This is a genomic window from Streptomyces sp. NPDC024687, assembly GCF_055559055.1.
This window is the reverse complement of record NZ_JBVHLJ010000001.1, coordinates 1,251,032-1,267,806: the sequence shown is the minus strand read 5'-3', so window position 1 is coordinate 1,267,806 and position 16,775 is coordinate 1,251,032. Positions and strand designations below refer to the sequence as shown.

Annotated in this window: 17 protein-coding genes; 3 read left to right on the top strand and 14 right to left on the bottom strand. The window is 70.1% G+C overall.

All coding sequences use genetic code 11. The features are described from left to right. Window positions 1-8 precede the first annotated feature (8 nt). The 4 genes from ACZ39I_RS05675 to ACZ39I_RS05660 all read right to left on the bottom strand — a co-directional run bounded on the left by ACZ39I_RS05675 (window position 9) and on the right by ACZ39I_RS05660 (window position 5,486). Window positions 9-656: a GntR family transcriptional regulator gene (locus ACZ39I_RS05675; RefSeq protein WP_467243018.1), complete on the bottom strand. Its 648-nt coding sequence runs from the start codon at window positions 654-656 to the stop codon at window positions 9-11. A gap of 422 nt (window positions 657-1,078) precedes the next feature. Beyond that, window positions 1,079-2,080: an LAGLIDADG family homing endonuclease gene (locus ACZ39I_RS05670; RefSeq protein ID WP_467243015.1), complete on the bottom strand. Its 1,002-nt coding sequence runs from the start codon at window positions 2,078-2,080 to the stop codon at window positions 1,079-1,081. Window positions 2,081-2,423: 343 nt separating this feature from the next. Next, the gene (locus ACZ39I_RS05665; protein ID WP_467243014.1) at window positions 2,424-3,866 is read right to left on the bottom strand and encodes an alkaline phosphatase PhoX; all 1,443 of its coding nucleotides are present in this window, start codon (window positions 3,864-3,866) and stop codon (window positions 2,424-2,426) included. 207 nt (window positions 3,867-4,073) lie between these two features. Beyond that, complete coding sequence (locus ACZ39I_RS05660) at window positions 4,074-5,486, bottom strand: hypothetical protein (protein WP_467243013.1); 1,413 nt, start codon at window positions 5,484-5,486, stop codon at window positions 4,074-4,076. Between the two features lie 277 nt (window positions 5,487-5,763). On the opposite strand from ACZ39I_RS05660, the gene ACZ39I_RS05655 reads away from it, so the two are divergent. Then, window positions 5,764-7,587: an endonuclease/exonuclease/phosphatase family protein gene (locus ACZ39I_RS05655; protein ID WP_467243012.1), complete on the top strand. Its 1,824-nt coding sequence runs from the start codon at window positions 5,764-5,766 to the stop codon at window positions 7,585-7,587. Between the two features lie 45 nt (window positions 7,588-7,632). On the opposite strand, the gene ACZ39I_RS05650 is transcribed toward ACZ39I_RS05655, so the two are convergent. The 3 genes from ACZ39I_RS05650 to ACZ39I_RS05640 form a co-directional block, all read right to left on the bottom strand. Further along, a complete protein-coding gene (locus ACZ39I_RS05650) occupies window positions 7,633-8,367 on the bottom strand; it encodes an SRPBCC family protein (RefSeq protein ID WP_467243011.1) in 735 nt (244 codons plus the stop codon). 3 nt (window positions 8,368-8,370) lie between these two features. Beyond that, window positions 8,371-8,967, bottom strand: coding sequence for an ArsR/SmtB family transcription factor (locus ACZ39I_RS05645; protein WP_352390531.1), 597 nt, complete (start codon window positions 8,965-8,967; stop codon window positions 8,371-8,373). Window positions 8,968-9,037: 70 nt separating this feature from the next. After that, window positions 9,038-9,739 (bottom strand): antibiotic biosynthesis monooxygenase, encoded by a 702-nt coding sequence (locus ACZ39I_RS05640; RefSeq protein WP_467243009.1) that lies wholly within the window; start codon window positions 9,737-9,739, stop codon window positions 9,038-9,040. A gap of 79 nt (window positions 9,740-9,818) precedes the next feature. On the opposite strand from ACZ39I_RS05640, the gene ACZ39I_RS05635 reads away from it, so the two are divergent. Then, window positions 9,819-10,808: a YihY/virulence factor BrkB family protein gene (locus tag ACZ39I_RS05635; protein WP_467243008.1), complete on the top strand. Its 990-nt coding sequence runs from the start codon at window positions 9,819-9,821 to the stop codon at window positions 10,806-10,808. Window positions 10,809-10,931: 123 nt separating this feature from the next. Here ACZ39I_RS05635 and ACZ39I_RS05630 read toward each other — a convergent pair whose 3' ends face one another. From ACZ39I_RS05630 to ACZ39I_RS05615, 4 genes are read right to left on the bottom strand one after another with little or no spacing between them, the layout of a single operon-like run. Continuing rightward, entirely contained in the window at window positions 10,932-11,435 is a 504-nt protein-coding gene (locus tag ACZ39I_RS05630; protein WP_467243007.1) for a DUF3618 domain-containing protein, read from the bottom strand. Next, window positions 11,432-11,851 carry a phage holin family protein gene (locus ACZ39I_RS05625; RefSeq protein ID WP_403657994.1) on the bottom strand — a complete coding sequence of 140 codons (420 nt, stop codon included), beginning with the start codon at window positions 11,849-11,851 and terminating at the stop codon, window positions 11,432-11,434. Before ACZ39I_RS05625 ends, ACZ39I_RS05630 begins: the two co-directional genes overlap by 4 nt. Before the next feature lie 51 nt (window positions 11,852-11,902). Continuing rightward, window positions 11,903-12,595, bottom strand: a complete 693-nt coding sequence (locus ACZ39I_RS05620; protein WP_467243003.1) for a hypothetical protein — start codon at window positions 12,593-12,595, stop codon at window positions 11,903-11,905. Then, entirely contained in the window at window positions 12,592-12,720 is a 129-nt protein-coding gene (locus ACZ39I_RS05615) for a hypothetical protein (RefSeq protein WP_467243001.1), read from the bottom strand. Before ACZ39I_RS05615 ends, ACZ39I_RS05620 begins: the two co-directional genes overlap by 4 nt. Window positions 12,721-12,872: 152 nt before the next feature. On the opposite strand from ACZ39I_RS05615, the gene dapA reads away from it, so the two are divergent. Continuing rightward, complete coding sequence (gene dapA / locus ACZ39I_RS05610) at window positions 12,873-13,763, top strand: 4-hydroxy-tetrahydrodipicolinate synthase (protein ID WP_467242998.1); 891 nt, start codon at window positions 12,873-12,875, stop codon at window positions 13,761-13,763. On the opposite strand, the gene ACZ39I_RS05605 is transcribed toward dapA, so the two are convergent. From ACZ39I_RS05605 to dapD, 3 genes are all read right to left on the bottom strand, one after another. Further along, on the bottom strand, window positions 13,764-14,990 hold the full coding sequence (locus ACZ39I_RS05605) for a WD40 repeat domain-containing protein (protein ID WP_467242995.1): 1,227 nt from the start codon (window positions 14,988-14,990) through the stop codon (window positions 13,764-13,766). Next, window positions 14,987-15,556, bottom strand: coding sequence for a SigE family RNA polymerase sigma factor (locus tag ACZ39I_RS05600; protein WP_467242992.1), 570 nt, complete (start codon window positions 15,554-15,556; stop codon window positions 14,987-14,989). Before ACZ39I_RS05600 ends, ACZ39I_RS05605 begins: the two co-directional genes overlap by 4 nt. Window positions 15,557-15,715: 159 nt before the next feature. Then, window positions 15,716-16,705: a 2,3,4,5-tetrahydropyridine-2,6-dicarboxylate N-succinyltransferase gene (dapD, locus tag ACZ39I_RS05595; RefSeq protein ID WP_352390541.1), complete on the bottom strand. Its 990-nt coding sequence runs from the start codon at window positions 16,703-16,705 to the stop codon at window positions 15,716-15,718. Window positions 16,706-16,775: the final 70 nt, after the last annotated feature.

The window sequence follows — 16,775 nt, the reverse complement described above, 5'->3', positions numbered from 1 at the left end:
CTGTGGGCTCAGTCGCTGTCGGCCAGCTCGGCCAGGCCCCGCCAGATCTCCGCGGTGACCCGGACCGCCTCGTCCACGTCACCGGCCGCGCATGCCTCGATCAGCCGGTCGTGCAGGCCCGCCGAACGGCAGTTGCCGCCCTCGCCGAAGCGCCTGCGCTCCAGCCGGCGGATGAGCGGGGTGTAGCGGGCGGTGGTGGCGGCGGCCGCGCGGTTGCCGCTGACGCGGACGAGGACGTCGTGCAGGGCGTCGTCGGCGCGCAGGGCCTCGTCCACGTCGCCGGCGGTGACGGCGGCCGCGAAGCGTTCGTTGGCCGTGCGCATCGTCTCGATGTCGGCGGCGAACAGGCGTGGCACGGCGACCCGGGTGACCAGTTCGTGCATGGCCCCGACCACGGCGGCGGCGTCCCGCACGTCGGCGGCGACGACCTGGGTCACGCGGGTGTAGCTCTGCGGCTTGCTCTCCAGCAGCCCCTCGTCGACCAGCCGCGCGAAGGCCTCCCGCACCGGCGCCCGCGACAGCCCGAGCCGCTCGGCGAGATCGGCGTCCCGCACGACCTCCCCGGGCTCGATCTCGCCGGCCACGATGGCGTCCCGGATGGACGCGTAGGCACGGTCGCGGAGAAGGGTGCGGGCGAGGGGTCGTAGGGCTTCCATGAACTGAAATGTTAGATGTCAGTTTCGCTCGCGCACAAGGGACAATGCGCCCTCCTGTCTGATGACCGGTCAGTACGCGGCGACAGCTGCGGGACGACACCTGCTACCGTGGGCTCCAACGCTTACTTCGGGTCAAAGTTCAATCTTTAACCCCGTGCCTGGTGCGCAGAGCTTCGCGAGCTCCCCTTGATCTCAGGCATGAGGCCTTCCTTCGACATGTCGGGATAGGCACTCATGCTGGAAATTCATATCGTGGCATCCGGAGATGTGGCATACCCCGCTCTGATGGTGATCGCAGCCATCCTCTACCGCCACAAGAAACTCATCAAGGCGATCCGAAAGCGGATCGGCGGTCGGAAGTAACCGACCATCCTGAGCGCCCTTTCCGTTAACCATAAGGAAAGGGCGCTCAGTGCCGTTCGTCACGGGGCCACAGGACCTGGCTCAAGCATCGCCCCTACCACAAGACCATTGACCACGAACAAACCCGAGGGATTCACCGTCACCCCGAACACCCGTCGGACCGCTGACACCGAAACGTCTTTCACCCGATCCAATGCCACAGATTCGTCGTACCCATGCATCTCACTCTTTGCGGGAGCCACATGACCGACCGTACGCGCCAGCCCTTTTAATTTGAGCGCCTTATATCCAATACGAAGGTTGAGAATCCCAGCCAGGCGGACCAACGCTGTTGCTCGTGAAATCTCCACGATATTAATCGGCCGTCTACTCGTAATTACATAACCGTTCACCAAGTGCCCAACGTTCCTCTTCCTCTCGACTACCCGTACCCTGTTGGCGACCCCGAGGCGAAGGAGTGTGTCGGACACCTGCATCGCCAGCACAGGTGACACCGTGGCGAATTCGACAGAACCATGCGCTGTGCCGCGCGGGTTGACCCGCTCGCGAACACAGCCATCGGTGTCAATAAGCCCTGAAAGGCACCCGATCCAGAATTCGCGACTCAACCGCAGGTCGGGGAGCTGCTTCTCGTCGCACCGCTGACCCCACACACCGAAACGCCTGAGACAATCCGTGATGGGATTGCGATGACCCGCCCGGAAAGGGAACCGTACACGGACGATGCTCCCCTGCGGGATCTCACGCACACCGCACCCATGTTCTGCAGCAAACACGCGCATGAACTGCACGGCACCATCCAGAGGGTCACCATGAAATTCGGGTGTGCAAGATGTCATCCCGCCATCACCGAGCATGGCACCGACAAAATATCCGTCGCGAGCTTCCCCCTCTGATCCAAAGCGCCCAGTCGTCAGCGGAAACGGGATTCGATCTCCTGGAACCAGATCACTGGTTCGTTTCCACTCCCAAGCTTGTCGCCCTGTCCGTCGCTGGGTAATCCAACGCTGGTCCAGCGAAGCTTCAATAATGCGACCGGAAACGAACCTGACGCTGCGCACCTCTCTCAGGTCACCCCCCTGCCAGGCATCGGGGGAACTTGAGACGAGCTCGCCAACCGAATGGTCGCGTGGTCCTTGATTCGCTCCATACCGAACTGGCCTGGAGTCCCATTCCTTACTGAAGGAAAGCACAGGGAGGCGTTGCGCCACTACCTCTTCGATCGCGCGCACCGAGCCATCGGGAAGCCATACCCGAGACCCCACAGCGATTCCTCCCTGTGCTTGCACTCTCACAACCCCCGCCCACCTCGGCCAATAAGCAGTTCGATGAGGGAACGGTATTTCGATGGGGTGATGAGTTCAGTGCCTTCGGGTGAAGGTCACTAGATCGAGGGACGGAGCGTCAGCGACGCTGCCGCTTCCACGGCCCCGTGATCGCCAGCATGATCCCCGGGGTCTGGATGTTGGCGTACAGCGTCCGGCCGTCGGGAGAGAAGGTGACGCCGGTGAACTCGCTGTACTCGGGCTCCTCTTCGGTGCCGATGTTCAGTTCGTTGCGGGCGATGGGGTAGGTGCGGCCGCTGTCCGTGGCCCCGAACAGGTGCTGGACGCCCTCGCCGTCCTCGGCGATGACCAGGCCGCCGTACGGGGAGACGGTGATGTTGTCGGGGCCGTCGAAGGCGCCGTCCTTGGACGGGTCGGGGTTGACGCCGAGGAGGACCTTGAGGGTGAGGGTGCGGCGCTTGGGGTCGTAGAACCAGACCTGGCCGTCGTGCTGGACGGGGCTCTCCTCACGGGCGTACGAGGAGACGACGTACGCGCCGCCGTCGCCCCACCACATGCCCTCGAGCTTGCGGGCGCGGGTGACCTGGCCGTCGGTGAACTGCTTGCGGACGGAGACCGACTTGGCGTCGCGGTCGGGGACGTCGACCCAGTCGACGCCGTACACCGTGCCGATCTTCGTGGCGCGGGAGAGGTCGTCGACGAACTTGCCGCCGGAGTCGAAGCACTTGAAGGCCTGCAGGACCCCCGCGTTGTCGGCGAGGGTGCGCAGCTTGCCGCGGCCGTGGTGGAAGCCAGCCGGCGGGGTCCAGCGGAAGAGCAGGCCGTTGGGGCCGGAAGCGTCCTCGGTCAGGTAGGCGTGGCCGCGCTTGGGGTCGATGACGACCGCCTCGTGGGCGTACCGGCCGAACGCCTTGACGGGCTTGGGGTCGCGGTTGGCGCGGCGGTCCTCGGGGTCGACCTCGAAGATGTAGCCGTGGTCCTTGGTCATGCCGTTCTGGCCGGCCTTGTCCTCGGTCTCCTCGCCGGTGAGCCAGGTGCCCCAAGGGGTGCTGCCGCCCGCGCAGTTGGTGGAGGTGCCGGCGATGCCGACCCACTCGGCGACATGGCCGTGGCGGACCTCGACGACCGTGCAGCCACCGGAGGCGGCGGGGTCGTAGACGAGGCCCTCGGTGAGCGGCACGGGGTGGGGCCAGTTGGCACGCGGGCCCTTGAGCTCGTGGTTGTTGACCAGGAGGGTCGCGCCGCGGGGGCCGCAGAAGGTGGCCGTGCCGTCGTGGTTGGACGGGGTGAACTCGCCGGACTCCAGCCTGGTTTTGCCGCTGTAGGTGATGACGCGGTACTTGAACCCGGCGGGCAGCGCGAGCAGGCCGTCGGGGTCGGCGATCAGCGGGCCGTAGCCGACGCCGCCGTGGGCGCCCGCGGACTGCGCGTCCGCGCTCTCGACGTCGGTGGCCGCGAGCGCGTTGGGGGCGGTGGCGAGCGCGCCGACCGTGCCCGCCAGTGCGACACCGGCCCCGGTGATCGCGGATTTCGCAGCAAAGTCCCTGCGGGTGAGCGACATGGTGTCTCCTGAGACGGTGGGTATGCCGTGGAGGGTGGGGGACCTCGGGTCGGCGCTACGCTCCCGCCCACATCTGAACACCGGTTGAACGCCAGGAGACTTCAGTGCACCCGGTTCCATGAATCAACAAAGGGAACGGAAAGCGCCCCTCTAGGGGCGCGGGGAACGGCGCGACCAGCCCTCTCTCACCGCACCCGCGACACAACCTCAACCTCCCTGCTGCGACCGCGCCTTGAACGCCGCCTTACGGGCCTCCTTGGCCACCTTCTTGTCCGGATGCAACCGCCCCATCGCCTCCAGCACATCCGCCGTGGCCGGGTGATCCACCCGCCAGGCCGCCGCGAAGAACCCACCGTGCTGCTGGGCCAGCCCCTCCACCAGCCCCTGCAGCTCCTCGGAGTTCCCCTCCGCGGCGAGCTGCGCGGCGATCGTGTCGACGGTCAGCCAGAACACCAGGTCCTGGGACGGCGCGGGCACGTCCCCGAACCCGCGCTCGGTCAGCCAGACCCGGGCCAGCCCGCCCAGCTCGGCGTCGTCGAGGACCTCCCGCAACGCGGGCTCGGCCACCGCGCCGACCAACGACAGCGCCTGCTGACACCGCAGCCTGCGCAGCGGCGCCCCGGCGTCGCTGCCCCGGGCCGCTGCCAGCAACTCCCGTGCGGCGGCGAGGGGTTCACGCCGGTCCAGCCACTGCTCGGTCTCGGCCTGGGCGGCCGAAGGAGGAAACGCGGCGGTCCCGTCCAGCAGTGCGTCCGCCCCCTTGTCGGCGAGGTCGCCGACGGCCGGGGCCGCGATTCCGGCCTCCAGCAGCCGCGAGCGCAGCCCGTACAGCCCGAGCGGGGTCAGCCGGACCATGCCGTACCGGGAGACGTCGGTGTCGTCGACGACCGCGGCGGGCTCCTCGTCGGTGTCGGCCATCAGCGCCTCGTCGACGGGCTGGTACTCGACGATCCCGACCGGCTCCAGGACCCGGAACTGGTCGTCCAGCCGCATCATCGCATCGGACACCTGCTCCAGGACGTCGTTGGTGGGCTCGCCCATGTCGCTCGGCACGATCATCGACGCGGCGAGCGCGGGCAGGGGTACCGGTCCGTCGGCGCCGACCGTGAGCAGGTAGAGGTTGCCGAGCACGCCGTCGAGGAACTCCTGCTCGGCCCGCGGGTCCCAGTCCAGGGAGGCGAAGTCGACCTCGCCGTCCTCGTCCAGGGCGTCGACCAGATCGTCCAGATCCGGCACACTCGCGTCGGCCAGCGCCGTCTCCAGCGCCGTCAGCCACACGCTGAGCACGTCCTGCGGGGCTCCGGACAGCAGGGCCAGGTCCGCGCCCGCGGTGACCGTGCCCTCCTCCTCGTCGACGATCTCGACGAGCCCGGTGTCCACGGCGATCCGCCAGGCCTCGCTCGCGTGGGCGGCCGCGTCGTCCCCGGTCAGCTGGAGGTGCGCGGCCGCCGCGGGCAGCTGCTCCTCGACGAGTCCGCCCCCGGCGTCGACCCGCGTGTCCTCGCCGGCCCAGCGGGCGAGCCGGGCGGCCCGGGCGAGCAACGGCGTGGACAGGGCGTCCCGCGCCAGCTCCGCTTCGGGGTGCAGCCGCACCGGCGGCAGGGGGGAGCTGTCTGACATCGGCTGGTTCTCCTCGGACGCGTCGTGCCACTCAGCCGCTCAGCGTAGACGGATATCCACCTATGCCGCCCGGTTCATCTCCCCGACGGGGTCCGTACATGGCTGAAACCTTGACAACTGGACTGAGCAGGCAGGAGATTGACGCGCGTAGAAATCCGGCGGACATCTGTTCACTGTATTTTTCTACGCGCGTCGCCACCGCCCCACAGGTCGCGGCTCCCCCGCTTCACGTTCACCCTCGTCCCAGGCGCCTACGTTCGTCCCCGGAGGGATCCCGTTGCCGAGCAAGAAGTCCGCGCGTCTCGCCGCGCTCACCGTCGCCGCCCTGTCGGCGGCCTCCACCGTCGTCCTCGTCTCGCCCGCCCACGCGGCCGCGGTGAGCATCCATGACATCCAGGGCGCGACCCGGATGTCCCCGTACGCCGGTCAGAAGGTCACGGATGTGGCCGGAATCGTCACCGGTGTACGCACCTACGGCTCCTCCAAGGGTTTCTGGATCCAGGATCCGAACCCCGACGCCGACCCGGCCACCAGTGAGGGCGTCTTCGTCTTCACCAGCTCCGCCCCGAAGGTCGCCGTGGGCGACGCCGTGACGGTCACCGGCACGGTCTCGGAGTACGTCCCGGGCGGCACCTCCACCGGGAACCAGTCGGTGACCGAGATAACCAAGCCGACCGTCACGGTCGTCTCCAGCGGCAACGCGGTCCCGGCGGCCACGGTGATCGACGCGAGGTCGGTGCCGGCCGCGTACGCCCCGCAGGGCGACGCCGCCGCGGGCAACTCGATCAACGGCCTGACCCTGCAGCCGAAGAAGTACGCCCTGGACTTCTACGAGTCCCTGGAGGGCATGAACGTCAAGGTCGCCGACACCCGCGTGGTCGGCGCGAGCGACCCGTACACCGAGCTGTGGGTGACGGTGAAGCCGCGCGAGAACGCCACGGCGCGCGGTGGCACGCTCTACGGCTCCTACAGCTCGCAGAACACCGGCCGGCTGCAGATCCAGTCGCTGGGCGCGACCTCGGCCTTCCCCGTCGCGAACGTCGGTGACGTCCTCACCGGCTCCACTGCGGGCCCGCTGGACTACAACCAGTTCGGCGGCTACACCCTGGTGGCGAACGAGATCGGCACGCTGAAGAGCGCCGGCCTCGCGCGGGAGACCACGCAGAAGCAGAAGAACGGCGAGCTCGCGGTCGCGACGTACAACGTCGAGAACCTCGACCCGACCGACGCCACCTTCGAGGAGCACGCCTCCGCGATCGTGAACAACCTGAAGTCGCCCGACATCGTGTCCCTGGAGGAGATCCAGGACAACAACGGCGCGAAGGACGACGGCACGACCGCCGCCGACGTGACGGTGAACAAGCTGATCGACGCGATCGTGGCGGCGGGCGGCCCGAGGTACGAGTCGCGCTCGATCGACCCGGCCAACGACACCGACGGCGGCGAGCCGGGCGGCAACATCCGCCAGGTGTTCCTGTTCAACCCGGAGCGTGTCTCCTTCACGGACCGCGCGGGCGGCGACGCCACCACGGCGGTAGGCGTCACCAAGGTCCACGGCAAGGCGCAGCTGACGGCCTCCCCGGGCCGGATCGACCCCGCGAACGCGGCCTGGAAGTCCAGCCGCAAGCCGCTGGCCGGTGAGTTCGTCTTCCGTGGCCGCACGGTCTTCGTGATCGCCAACCACCTCAACTCCAAGGGCGGCGACTTCGGTCTGACCTCGGCGACCCAGCCGGTGCCGCGCAGTTCGGAGATCCAGCGCCACCAGCAGGCGACCCTGGTCAACGCTTTCGTCAAGGACATCCTCGACACCCAGAAGAACGCGGACGTCATCGCCCTCGGCGACATCAACGACTTCGAGTTCTCCGACACGGCGAAGATCCTGGAGGGCGACGGCGAGCTGTGGTCGGCGATCAAGTCGCTGCCCAGGAGCGAGCGTTACAGCTACGACTACCAGGGCAACCAGCAGGTCCTGGACCAGATCCTGGTCAGCCCGTCGATCCGGCGCGGCTGCGACTTCGAGTACGACAGCGTGCACATCAACTCGGAGTTCCACGACCAGATCAGCGACCACGACCCGCAGGTGCTGCGCTTCAAGCCGTAACTCCCCGAGGGCCGTAACGTCCCGAGGGCCGTAACTCCGCGATGGTCAGGCCTGGTTGAACACCCCGTTCAGCCAGGCCTGCCACTCGTTCTCGCACTCCTTGATGTCGGCGTCCGCCGAGAAGTCGTGCAGGGAGATCCCGACCGGGTGGCCCCAGTGGTTGCGCCCGAAGACACGGGTGAGTGACCGGTCGGTGCGCAGCCCGATGAAGTAGGGGTTGCGGAAGTCGACCACGGCGTCGAAGGTGTCCGGGCCGTGGACCGTCACGCGCGTGCCGGCGGCCACGTCCTCGCCGACGCCGAGGGCTCGTCCCACGGCGGTGAGGGCGTCGGGGGCCTTGGACGCCTCGGGTCCGTCGAAGGTCGCGAAGGCGGCCGGGCGGGGCGCGAAGTGGGTCAGGTACTCGCGCAGGGTGTGCAGATAGAAGTCGGTGTGCTTGGCGGCGCCGTCGTACTGGTTGTCCCAGTCGTCGACGAAGATCCCGCTGTGCACGTACCGCACCCAGGCCCGCCGGCCCTCGTCGCGGGGTTCGACGGTGTACTCGAGCTGGTTGAGGCTCTGCTCGGAGATGCCGTCGACGTCCTCGATCCGGTTGGTGTAGCGGTGCGGCGGGTCCCAGGCGGTGACCGTGGACCCGAAGGGGCCCTTGCCGCCGACGCGGGGCTCGGGCGGCTCCATAGGCCACAGATAGCCGCCGGTGCCGGTGGTGATCGCCTCCCACACCTGCTCGGGCGTGGCGTCGACCTCGAACTCGCGGGCGATCTCGAACTCTTTGGACATGATCTACTCCAACTCGCTCTGTTTCAGCGTGGGATGGACGGCCACCACGATCCGGTGATCACGGCCCCCCTCGGCGTCCGGGGCGTCGTACTTGCGGATCAGGCCCGTGACTCCGACCGTCAACTCCTCGATGAACGCGGCCCGTTCGGCGGCCGAGGCGAAGCGCACCTCGCCGTCCAGCGCGTACGTCGCCAGCCGCTTGCGGGCCTTCGTCGCGCCGGTGATCAGCGAGCCGACGTCCCGCACCAGGCGGGCTCCGAGCGCGAGGAGCCAGCGCGCGGAGAGCTGGTCGCGGAAGCGGTCCGGGTCGGGCTGCACGGCGGCGAGGGCGAGCGGTGAGATCACGTACGACGCCGCGGTCGCCCGCATCAGCCGCTCGGTGACGTTGCCCTTGCGGCGCTCCCCCGCGAGCTCGACCAGGCCGTGCCGCTCCAGCGCCTTCAGGTGGTAGTTCACCTTCTGCCGGGGCAGTCCGACCTTGCCGGCCAGCATGGCGGCCGACGCGGGGCCGGCCGCCAGCTCGGCGAGCAGCCTCGCCCTTATGGGGTCCAGGGAGACGGCTGCGGCCTCGGGGTCCTCGATCACGGTGACGTCCAGCATGGGTCCACCGTCTCACCGAACACTTTTTTTGTCCAGACGGTTCGAGTTTTCGGTGGGGCCATGGGACGCCCTAGCCGGGAATCAGCCCGAGGGCGTGGTCGTACCGACTGACCACGCTGCTCTTCAGCCCCGGCCAGGTCTGCACGCGCTCCCAGCGGTCCGAGGCCGAGCCGATCCCGGGTCCCGGCGCGGCGAGCGCGTCGAGGTGGGCCTGGGCGCTCTCCCACTCGGCGTAGTTGAGGACGCGGGTGCCGTCGGTGCTGAGGTGGAAGTGGCCGCTGATACCGCCGGGGTGCGGATTGGGCTCGCTCTCCAGTCCGTCGAGGACGGCGTCCACCCAGGCGCGCTGCCGGTCGGGGTCGGGTCCGTCGAACTCGATGTCGACGATCACGATGCAGCCGGGGACGCGCGGGTCACCGTCCCGGGCGGCGCTGCGGTAGTGCCGGTAGCGGCCGAGGCTGAGGCGCTCGATGCCCGGAACGACGGTGTCGATCTCGTCCACCCGCTCCTGCCGGTGCGTCTTGACGAAGGCATCGTAGGCCTGCTCGCTCGTCCACTGCGAGTAGTGCATCAGGGTGGCGGTGTCGTGCCCGCTGTAGAGGTGATAGCCGAGCAGGCCGTCGGCGGGCCAGGGCCGCCGCTCCCAGACGGCGGCGACGGCCTCGACGGTCTGCCGCTGGCGCAGGGGGGTGCCCGCACGCCAGTGGCTGAAGAAGGAAGCACCGACGCGAGGGTCGGTCAGGTCGGGGTGGGTGTCGGTACGACGTGTCATGCCGACCACCCTCCGACCTCAACCACGATTCAGGTCAAGCCGGAGATTCGGAAGGGGGTTTCGGGAGACCCGCCACGACATGGACGAGCAGGCCGACGACCAGCCCAGCAGCCCTTCCAAGTTGCCCGCGAGCTCCTGGCGGGCGGTGCTGCGGCGCACGGGGAAGGAGTTGCTGGACGACGAACTCGCTGACCGAGCGGCGGCGTTGACGTACTACAGCGTCCTGTCGCTGTTTCCCGCCCTGCTGGTGATGGTCTCCCTGCTGGGCGTGGTGGGACAGCGCGCCACGGACAAGATCCTGGACAACATCGGGGACCTCGCACCGGGCCCGGCCCGGGACATCCTGCGGGACGCGGTGGTCCAGCTCGGCGACAGCGGCGGCACGGGCAGCGTCCTTGCGATCCTCGGACTGCTGGCCGCGCTGTGGTCCGCCTCCGGGTACGTCGCCGCGTTCATCCGTACGTCCAACGCGGTGTACGACCTCCCCGAGGGCCGCCCGGTGTGGAAGCTGACACCGCTGCGGCTGGCGCTGACCGTGACGCTGATGCTGATGCTGGCGGCGAGCGCGCTGATCGTGGTGTTCACGGGTCCGCTGGCCGAACGGGCGGGCAGGGCGGTGGGGTTCGGGGACGCGGCGATCGCGATCTGGGGCGTGGCCAAGTGGCCGGTGCTGCTGCTCCTGGTCGTCATGATGATCGGGCTGCTGTACTGGGCCGCCCCCAACGTCCGCGGCCGCGGCTTCAGCTGGATCTCCCCGGGGAGTGTCATCGCCACCCTGGTCTGGCTCGCCGCCTCCGCGGGTTTCGCCCTCTACGCCGCCAACTTCGGTTCGTACAACAAGACGTACGGCACCCTCGCCGGCGCCATCGTCTTCCTGGTGTGGCTCTGGCTGACGAACCTGGCGATCCTGCTGGGCCTGGAGTTCGACGCGGAGCTGGCGCGGGAGCGGGCGATCGCCTCCGGCGCGGCCGGGCCGACCCAGGAGCCGTATGTGGAGCCCCGGGACACACGGAAGTGGCCGCCGAGGTTGCGGGCGGCCCGGGCGGCCCGGGCGGCCCGGAGCAGGTGAGCCGGCCGCGATCATCCGGCACGCGCACGCGCCGACGTGGGCGGCACCCTGGCTCCGGGTGCCGCCCACGTCGGGCCTTCGGCGTACCGAGGCCTACTTCTCCGGGGCCTACTTCTTCAGGGCCTACTTCTTCGGGTACCGCCACGACACGACGACGATCGCGGCCAGGGCCGCGCCGACGATCAGCGCCGGCCGTGGATGCCGTACCACCGCCATGACCAGCGGCCGGGCCGGCCCGGGCACCTCGTGCTGCGCCCTGCGCTCCAGCGCGGCACTCGTCTCCGATGCCTTGCCCTGGGTGAGCCGGCCCGCCCGCTGTGTCCGGTCCTGGACCTGGTGACCGGTCCTGACCGCCCGTTCCTGGACCTTGTGGCCGGCCTGCGTGGCCTTGTCATGCACGGTGTGACCGGCCTGCGCCGCGCTGCTGCGCAGCTGCACGGTCATCGCGCCCGCCTTGTCCCTGAGGTCTGCCGCACGGGCCCGCGCGCGCCCCTTCACGTCCATCTTTCCTGCCAGCTCCTCCACCGTATCGCCGAGTTCAGTGCGGGTCCGCTCGATCTGGCGCCGCAGCTCATCGGGTCCCTTGGCCCCCGTCGCGGGGGGCTCGCCGCTCGTCCTGTCCGTCATCGGTGCGCCCTTTCCCTGATCTCCTCGACGTCCGCCTTGACGCTGCCGAGGGCCTCCTCGGGCGTCGGGGGTGTGGCACGGCGCAGCTGGGCGCGACCGAGGGCGGCGAGCACCCCCGCGATCACGAACAGCACAGCCGTCACGATCAGCGCCGAGGCCCACACCGACAGCACCAGTGAGAGCGCGGCGGTGGCCGTTCCGGCCAGGGCGAGCAGCCCCGCGTAGGCGAAGGCACCGGCGGCACCGAGCAGCCCGCCGCCCTTCCCGGCCCGCCGGCCCTTCTCGGCCAGCTCCTCCTTCGCGAGGGCGACTTCCTGCCGTACCAGCCGGGAGACCTGTTCGCTGGCCTGTCCGACGAGTTCGCCCACCGAGTGATGTTCGTCTTGCGCCGGCCTGGGGGCCGTGGTTCCGGTCACGTGTTCCGCCTCCTCTCGATCGGACCACCCGGGTACCCGGCCCGGCCCCCGCTACCCCACCTGCGGGCCGCCGTCCGGGCCGCGCTGTCCGAGCCGGGCCAGCTGGCTCTGGAACCAGTCGAGCCGGGCCTGCAACAGGGCTGCCTCGGCGGCGAGTTCGGGCACTCCGAGCTCCTGGGACAGACCGGGATCACCGGGCTCGACGGCGGCCGGCCGTGCCACCACCCGCAGCCCCTCTCCGGCCAGCCGGGCGAACCCGGCGAGCGAGACGGCCGTACGTCCGCGCAGGCAGCCCGCGCAGGAGGGGACCAGGGCCCGCCAGCCGGGTCTGCCCCAGCCGGCGTCGGCGAGGGCCGCCGCGACCGTGCCGCAGGCGCAGGGTCCGACGGTGGCGGTGCGCACCCGCTGGCGGGCGTAGCGGAAGCCGCGCTCGAAGCGGAGGTAGCGGCCGAGGACCAGGACGTCGAGGAGGACGGCCGTGCGGTGCTCGGCCGTGCACAGCAGGGCCTCCGCCGCCGGGCGGTCGTGCACACAGTGGAAGCCGCAGTCGCAGCGGCGGTTCGGCGCCCGGTGCCGCAGGCCGTAGACGCAGGACGCGTCGGCCAGGACTCCGTACGGCCGCGCGCCGCCGAGCGACACACCGGTGAACCCGGCCCGGGTGCCGTCCTGGGACAGCACCGGGTGGGCGATCTTGTATCCGGTCGGCGGCTCCGTCGGTCGTTCCTCCGGAAGCCGCAGTCTCATCGGGCCGCCGGAACCTCTCCGGGGGCCTTCAGTTCCTTGATCTCCTCCGGAAGTTCGAGCTCCTCGTCCTGGATCTGCGGCCGCTCCTCGGCGACTCCGGTGGCCAGTGCCTTGCCGAGCTTCATGACGCCTCCCACACACAGGGGTCCTTCTCGCCATGGTGACCCATGAGGGCCGCAATGCCCATAGGGCCACCCCGGACGCCGTAGCAACCCTTCGCATTGCCTCGTAGAAGAATTAAGTGGAGCTTCACCGTCGGGGGGCCGAGACTGCTGCCATGACGACTTCGCCCCCTTTCGGCCGCGCCCTCTGCGCCATGATCACCCCCTTCACCGAGGAGGGCTCGCTCGATCTCGACGGCGCTCAGCGGCTGGCCGCGCGGCTGGTGGCCGAGGGCTGCGACGGCCTCGTGCTGTCCGGCACGACGGGTGAGTCGCCGACCACGACGGACGCGGAGAAGGCGGCGCTGGTGACGGCGGTGCGGGAGGCGGTGGGCGCGGGGACGCCGGTGGTGGCGGGGGTGGGCACCTTCGACACCCGGCACACCGTGGAGCTGGCCCTCGACGCCGAGAAGGCGGGCGCGGACGGGGTGCTGGTGGTCAGCCCCTACTACAGCAGGCCGCCGCAGGACGCGCTGGAGGCCCACTTCCGCGAAATCGCGGACGCCTGCGCACTGCCCGTCATGCTCTACGACATCCCGGGCCGCACCGGCACCCGCATCGAACCGGAGACGATGATCCGGCTCGCCGAACATCCCCGGATCGTCGCGGTCAAGGACTGTTCCTACGACTTCCTGGGCGCCCAGAAGGTCCTGGACCGCACGGAGTTGGCGTACTACGCGGGCTGCGACGAGCACATCCTCGCCCTGTACGCGGTGGGCGGGACGGGGTACGTCAGCACGGTGGCCAACGTGGTCCCGGCCGAACTCCGCGCGGTCCTGGACACGTTCGAGGCGGGCGACACCCCCGTGTCCGCCCGCCTCCAACAACGGGCCACGCCGCTGATCGAGGCGATGATGTCGGCGGGCCTGCCCGGCACGGTCACTGCCAAGGCCCTCCTCAACGCGCTCGGTCTGCCGGCGGGCCCGGTCCGCGCCCCGCTGCGGCCCGCCGACCGGGAGACGGCCGACGGGCTGCTGGCGGAGTACGAACGCCTCGTGGCCGCCTGATCAGGGCTGGGCGAACAGCGGCTCCCAGCGCCCGGCGGCCCCGTCGTTGCCCTCGCGGAAGCCACTGAGCGGGACCTCCTTGTCGCTGCCGACGGTGACCAGGACGAGCCGCTGATGGAACTCGCTCTTGTCGTTCTCGCCGATGTCCCAGGCGATGAGCTGCTTGTTGCCCACCCAGGCCAGCAACTGCTGCCCACGCACCTCGGTCCTGGCGCCGGTCTTGGCGTCGAGGACCCAGGAGGAGGTCTTCCACTTCCTGCCCGCGAAGTCACCGGCGACGAGCATGCCGCTGGGCGACTTGCCCGCGTCGACGAACCACTCCAGGTACCTGTCCGGCGCGGGCGTGGGGACCTTGACGCCCTTGAGGTCCCAGAACTCCTTGCCGATGTCCCCCATCGGGTTCCCGGCCCAGATGTGCCGGCCGTCGTCGGTGAGGGCGAAGTCCTGGCGGGCGTTGAGGAAGCCACCCCCGAGCTCGCCGTCGTCGGAGGCGAGCTTCACCTCGCTCCAGGCGCCCTTCCCGGAGGCCACGTCGAGGACGTAGAAGCCGGTGCGGCTCGACGTCCCCTCCTGATCCCAGCCGTCGGAGCCCTGCGTCTTGATGAGCCGATCGGGGTTCTTGCCGTACGTCGTCGCGACCAGTCGGCGGCCGTCGCGGGAGAAGGCGAGTCCGCCGACGCCGTGGTCGACCGGGATCCACCGCTGGACCGTGCCGGTGGTCAGGTCGAGCAGACCGATCCGGGAGGCGGGCAGGTCCTGTTCGAGGACGGCGGCGGTCTTCGCCCCGGGGGCGACCGCGACCCAGGACCAGTCCGCGGCCCTGGCGTACTTGCCGGTCTTCGGGTTCAGCAGGTGGTAAGTGCGCTGGTAGACGGCGGTCTCCGCGGTCTTCTCGACCGTCTTCGGGACGAAGTACCCGGCCAGGGTCGTGCCCCCGACGGAGATCTCCTCTCGCGGCGGGGACTGGTCGGGGTGGGCCTTGGTCTTCTTCTCCACCACGACCCCGCCGCCGCCCGAGGGCCGCACGTCCTCCTTGCCGGAGTCCAGCAGCGGCACCGCCACCCCGACGGCGACCACGGCGACCGCGGTCACGGCGGCGGCCACGATCCTGCGGTTGCGGCGGCGGCGCCGGACGGCGAACACCCGGTCGGCGAATCCCACTGCCGCCGGGGACTGTTCGGCGGCCTGCTCGCGCAGTGCGTCGCGCACGATGTCGTCGACGTTCACGAACGCACCTCCACGGGCGAGTGGTCACGGGAGTCGAACCGCTCAGCCGCCGCGGGCCCGAGGGCGGCCAGTTCGGGGGCTAGCTGACGCAGCCGGGCCAGCGAACGGTGGGTGGTGGACCGCACGGTGCCGACCGAGCAGCCGAGCAGCCGGGCCACGTCGGCCTCGGGCAGGTCCTCGAAGTAGCGCAGCACCAGCACGGTGCGCTGGCGTGCGGTGAGCCGGGCGAGGGCCTCGCGTATCACCAGGCGCAGTTCGGCCGCGGCGGCGGTGTCGGGGCCGGGCTCGCCGGTGCCCGGCGGTTCGGGCGGCTCGGCGACACTGACCTCCCGGCGGGGCCACTTCAGCCGCCAGCGGCTGACCTGCTGGCGGTAGAGGACCTGCCGTACGTAGGCCTCCGGTTCGTCGATCTTCTGCCACCGCCCGGCCGCCTTCACCAGAGCGTTCTGCAGCAGGTCCTCACCGGCGTGCCGGTCTCCGCCGCACAGCAGCACGGCGGTCTTCAGCAGAGCGGACGACCTGCTGTCCACGAAGTCCCGGAAACTCTCCAGCCCTTCGGCATTCATCGTCACCTTCTCTTCCCCGGCGACACCTGTGCGCCGCCCCTCCGACCCTTGTGACGCGTGCGGGTCGCCGCCGCTATGCCACCCCCACGAAAAAAAGTCGCCGCGGAGGAACTCCGTCCTCTGCGGCGACTTTCGGTGGCGCGGATCAGTTTCGCGGGCTCAGTTGTGGCTGTGCAGGACGTCGTTGAGGCCGCCCCAGACCGCGTTGTTCGGGCGGGCCTCGACCGTGCCGGTGACGGAGTTGCGGCGGAAGAGGATGTTCGAGGCGCCGCTGAGCTCGCGGGCCTTGACGATCTGGCCGTCGGGCATGGTGACCCGGGTGCCCGCGGTGACGTAGAGACCGGCCTCGACGACGCACTCGTCGCCGAGCGCGATGCCGACGCCCGCCTCGGCGCCGATCAGGCAGCGCTCGCCGATGGTGATGCGGACGTTGCCGCCGCCGGAGAGCGTGCCCATGGTGGAGGCGCCGCCGCCGATGTCCGAGCCGTCGCCGACCACGACACCGGCCGAGATGCGGCCCTCGACCATCGACGTGCCGAGCGTGCCCGCGTTGAAGTTGACGAAGCCCTCGTGCATGACGGTGGTGCCCGCGGCGAGGTGCGCGCCGAGACGGACCCGGTCGGCGTCGGCGATGCGGACGCCCTTGGGAGCCACGTAGTCCGTCATGCGCGGGAACTTGTCGACGCTCGTCACCGCGAGGTGCAGGCCCTCGGCGCGGGCGTTGAGGCGCACCTTCTCGATCTCGTCGACGGCGACCGGGCCGAGCGAGGTCCAAGCGACGTTGGGCAGGAGACCGAAGATGCCGTCCAGGCTCTGGCCGTGCGGCTGGACCAGACGGTGCGAGAGCAGGTGCAGACGCAGGTAGGCGTCGTGCGTGTCGAGCGGCTTGTCGTCGAGGGAGGCGATGACCGTGCGGACCGCGATCACCTCGACGCCACGGCGGGCGTCCGGTCCGATCGCCTTGGCGGCGCCTTCGCCGAGCAGTTCCACGGCCCGGTCGGCCGAGAGCCGCTCGGTGCCGGCCGGGCCGGGTTCGGCGGAGAGCTCGGGAGCGGGGAACCAGGTGTCGAGGACGGTGCCGTCGGCGGCGACGGTGGCGAGGCCTGCGGCGATGGCGCCGGTGGTGCGCGGAGCAGTCGTGTCGGTCATGAGGGAAACCTAACCGGCACGGGGCACGGTACGCGAACCCGTACACGGGGCGTCTCGGGTGATGGGCGGC

Bases quoted from the DNA above. Each gene is read 5' to 3' on its own strand.
- ACZ39I_RS05650 (WP_467243011.1), bottom strand. From the start codon at position 8,367: ATGTCCAAAGAGTTCGAGATCGCCCGCGAGTTCGAGGTCGACGCCACG.
- ACZ39I_RS05600 (WP_467242992.1), bottom strand. From the start codon at position 15,556: ATGAATGCCGAAGGGCTGGAGAGTTTCCGGGACTTCGTGGACAGCAGG.
- dapA (WP_467242998.1), top strand. From the start codon at position 12,873: ATGACGACTTCGCCCCCTTTCGGCCGCGCCCTCTGCGCCATGATCACC.
- ACZ39I_RS05645 (WP_352390531.1), bottom strand. From the start codon at position 8,967: ATGCTGGACGTCACCGTGATCGAGGACCCCGAGGCCGCAGCCGTCTCC.
- ACZ39I_RS05675 (WP_467243018.1), bottom strand. From the start codon at position 656: ATGGAAGCCCTACGACCCCTCGCCCGCACCCTTCTCCGCGACCGTGCC.
- dapD (WP_352390541.1), bottom strand. From the start codon at position 16,705: ATGACCGACACGACTGCTCCGCGCACCACCGGCGCCATCGCCGCAGGC.
- ACZ39I_RS05660 (WP_467243013.1), bottom strand. From the start codon at position 5,486: ATGTCAGACAGCTCCCCCCTGCCGCCGGTGCGGCTGCACCCCGAAGCG.
- ACZ39I_RS05635 (WP_467243008.1), top strand. From the start codon at position 9,819: ATGGACGAGCAGGCCGACGACCAGCCCAGCAGCCCTTCCAAGTTGCCC.
- ACZ39I_RS05665 (WP_467243014.1), bottom strand. From the start codon at position 3,866: ATGTCGCTCACCCGCAGGGACTTTGCTGCGAAATCCGCGATCACCGGG.
- ACZ39I_RS05630 (WP_467243007.1), bottom strand. From the start codon at position 11,435: ATGACGGACAGGACGAGCGGCGAGCCCCCCGCGACGGGGGCCAAGGGA.
- ACZ39I_RS05620 (WP_467243003.1), bottom strand. From the start codon at position 12,595: ATGAGACTGCGGCTTCCGGAGGAACGACCGACGGAGCCGCCGACCGGA.
- ACZ39I_RS05640 (WP_467243009.1), bottom strand. From the start codon at position 9,739: ATGACACGTCGTACCGACACCCACCCCGACCTGACCGACCCTCGCGTC.
- ACZ39I_RS05615 (WP_467243001.1), bottom strand. From the start codon at position 12,720: ATGAAGCTCGGCAAGGCACTGGCCACCGGAGTCGCCGAGGAGCGGCCG.